Origin of the sequence: Caldisericum sp., assembly GCA_022759145.1 — a bacterium.
In the GTDB taxonomy this organism is placed as follows: domain Bacteria; phylum Caldisericota; class Caldisericia; order Caldisericales; family Caldisericaceae; genus Caldisericum.
This window is the reverse complement of record JAEMPV010000090.1, coordinates 1-3,187: the sequence shown is the minus strand read 5'-3', so window position 1 is coordinate 3,187 and position 3,187 is coordinate 1. Positions and strand designations below refer to the sequence as shown.

Annotated in this window: 4 protein-coding genes; all 4 read right to left on the bottom strand. The window is 38.4% G+C overall.

Features of this window, described 5'->3' with window-relative positions; all coding sequences use genetic code 11:
* On the bottom strand, positions 1–349 hold a 349-nt coding region (locus tag JHC30_05980), incomplete at its 3' end, for a hypothetical protein (protein ID MCI4463699.1).
* Between the two features lie 154 nt (positions 350–503).
* A complete protein-coding gene (locus tag JHC30_05975) occupies positions 504–1,148 on the bottom strand; it encodes a hypothetical protein (GenBank protein ID MCI4463698.1) in 645 nt (214 codons plus the stop codon).
* A 19-nt stretch (positions 1,149–1,167) separates the two neighbouring features.
* Positions 1,168–2,679: a hypothetical protein gene (locus JHC30_05970; GenBank protein ID MCI4463697.1), complete on the bottom strand. Its 1,512-nt coding sequence runs from the start codon at positions 2,677–2,679 to the stop codon at positions 1,168–1,170.
* Positions 2,680–2,925: 246 nt separating this feature from the next.
* Positions 2,926–3,162 (bottom strand): hypothetical protein, encoded by a 237-nt coding sequence (locus JHC30_05965; protein ID MCI4463696.1) that lies wholly within the window; start codon positions 3,160–3,162, stop codon positions 2,926–2,928.
* Positions 3,163–3,187 lie beyond the last annotated feature (25 nt).

Below are 3,187 nucleotides of genomic sequence, written 5' to 3'. Positions count from 1 at the left end.
CAAAATAATCATCCACCTTTTTTGCTAAATTCTTGGCTCTACTAGACGGAATCATATCCACAATTCTCAGCACATAACGATAAAGCTCATCCTTCAGCTTCCTTAACTCATCCCCTGTCAAATTCCGATACTCCCTAACATGCTTTAAATTTTGCCTTACAAAACCTTCCCACGTCCGATAATCATAATTCTGCCACATGTACCACAATATCCATACCCTCGATTCCCACGAAAACTTGCTGATAAATTCCCGATACGCTGGTCCAAAATAAGTCTTCATCATAACTTCAATCCATTTCTTCAAAATGTCGTCAGTAAACTCAAGCTGAAGCTCTTCCTTCTTTGCCATTTCATTCCTCCTTTTTTCATTTTGTTTCTATCATAAAACCTTCTTTATCAAAGTAAAACAACACCTACACCACTCCTTAAATAACTCAATCACCAAAATAGCCCCAACTCTTCTTCACAAAGCAACTTGTACCTCCCTCACACTTTCCTTCAATTCATTTTTGACTACAATCCCCATTACAACAATCCCTTCCCTCCCATCTATGTAAAAACCCTTTATAACCATACTTCCAATATACATTACTAAACTTAAACCCATTCTTTTTATCCTCACTCCAAATCCCATAGAAAATAGGCTCTGCAGCAAAAATTAACCACCTACTAGCTACATCCAAATGCTTTAAAATTTTACTCCCAAACCTATTCACAAGTAAACTAACAACATACGTATCTGAAACAGCCTCTAATGACAAAATCTTTTCCCTATCTTTCTTCCTAAGCACTGATAAAACTAACACATACAAATTTCGCCAGTAAGGAACCGTCCCATTATGAAATAAAACAGCTTCCGCTGTATATCTCAACTCTTGCATATCAATCGAATCCACCCTAAAAGGATGAGTCAACTGCGGCAAAACATCCCCTGTCGATCTCCACCTAAAATGGATAGCATGCATCACATCAGGAATACTTCTATATACTTCCACCAGATCATCAAATCTCATCAAACCTTTAACCACCCGAACCTTACTCCCCTCAATCCAAGCAACTCCAGCACCATGCGGATTACTATTCCACATCTTCTTCAAAACCTTCTCACTAAACTTCTTTCCTTTCAAACTTACTGAAATTACACACATTCTCACCTCCTTTTACACTTTATTCCAATAAGTTACTTACTATTTCATCAGCTATTCTTATCCACATAGTCTTCAAATCATCTGTCAATACAGCTACCCTCACACTATAAGGCAAACCAAATGCCCTTTCATCTTCGTTCACATTATAAACAAAATCAAGGCGTTCAAAAATGCTCGATTCAAAATTACATACCATACCTCGACTTTGCCCAAATCCAAACAAAATCACCCTATATATACCTTTCTTATTTAGCTTCTTAGCAAACTTAGACAACTTGCTTGCCAAAACACTAGAGACAAATTCCTTCACTTCTGAATCCCAATCATCTCTGAAAACTAAATCCACTCTGGACTCAGGCTTAATCCTTTTGATACGCCATTGCTTCAAAACATCCTTGTCTAACTCACTATATCTGGCAATAAAGTCATTGAGCGTCCCCCACTCCTTCCTTATACATAAACGATCAATTTCTTCGTCAGTCGGCAAAACACTAACTCCATCAAGAGTAAAATACGCACTAATGACTCGTTTAATGACTTTCAAAACAGAATATAACACACTTGACTTCAAAAAGATCGCCGACGGCGGAGTCCTATATTCAAACCCCCACGGCTTTGTCTCATATGCACCAAGTCTCTTATAACTACCTCTTGCACGACCTGAAAGATCTATCACCTGCTGACCTATCCAATTGTCCAACAGTAACAAAATATCATCATAAGGAGGCACAGAAATATGTATATGACCACCTAACGGATACACATCACCTTTGACTCCTAAACTATACCCAGGATACATTCTTGCAAACTCCCTCAACCCATTTCTAAAATTTGAAACGAACTTCCGTAAATCCCATGACGGAGCAGGTCTAATCTCTACTTGATTACCTGCACCATCTCGTCCAACCAATTCGTTTGGACCAGTCCCTCCTTGTACTATACCATTTGCAGACACTACCTTACCATTAATAAGGCGTATTAACTCAAACTCTGGATCAGCACCAAACATAATTCTAAAACAAGGCTTCGGAGGTGTCTCAGGCCTCTTTTTAAATATCCTCGAAAGATAAGGCATCAACTGCGATAACATACGAATACCCCCAACATTATGCGTCCAGTAGGTAGCTATAAGAACTTGGTCTTTTTCAAAATAAACCCCAGCTTTCTTCCCTCCCACTAAAACATAAACCACTCTCTGGGGCTTAAACAGCGACAAATCCAATCTTTGATCTCTCTCATAAAAAAAGATTCCATCTTCTATTTGAACATGAAAATTCACTTCTCTAACCTCAAACTCTCTCTCTTGCAACTCCCAAAGATGCGGAATCGAAAATGTGTAAAAACACGCTAAACTTCTTCTAAACAATCTTAAAATAACTCTATGACTGTCATGCACAGTAAAAATCCAGAAATATTCTTTAAGCAGATCAGCTCCCTGACTAACCTCCCCAACACCGTTCAAAATAATTACATCACCACATCTCCTCTTATAAAAGCTTAACCTCTCTTCACTCTCACTTACCTCCTTCATCTTTCTTTTCTGTTCTAAGACTTAATTACACAATGAATATAAAATATGAACTCTTTAAAAAATCAATCTTGAAAAAATCGCAAACACCCCTATACAATAACCTAAGAACTTTTTCTGCAGACTTTCTCTTCAAATCATAATCTTACACTCTTTACTGTCTTTCCCACACCACTTTCCAAAATCTCCTCTACCTCCCCGACTTCATATCTTTGATGACTTTTCTAAAAACGTCCCCTTCTTAGATAATTACGACAAAATAACAACAGAAAACTCTTTCGGCTTGACTAACCTTACAGTCTTCCATTCTTTTTCTGCCGTCGGAATGACAGCGTCAACAGGTAGGTTCACTTTCACTAACACATCATCACCGTGCGCGTGCCAATACCTCTGAGCTATCCACTTCTCCTCCGCAAAATATGCATCCTTCGGAATACCCTCTTCCTCCCAACTTTGAACAAAATCTACGCCATGCATACCATACAACGTTATCTTCTCCTTCTTTCCTCTT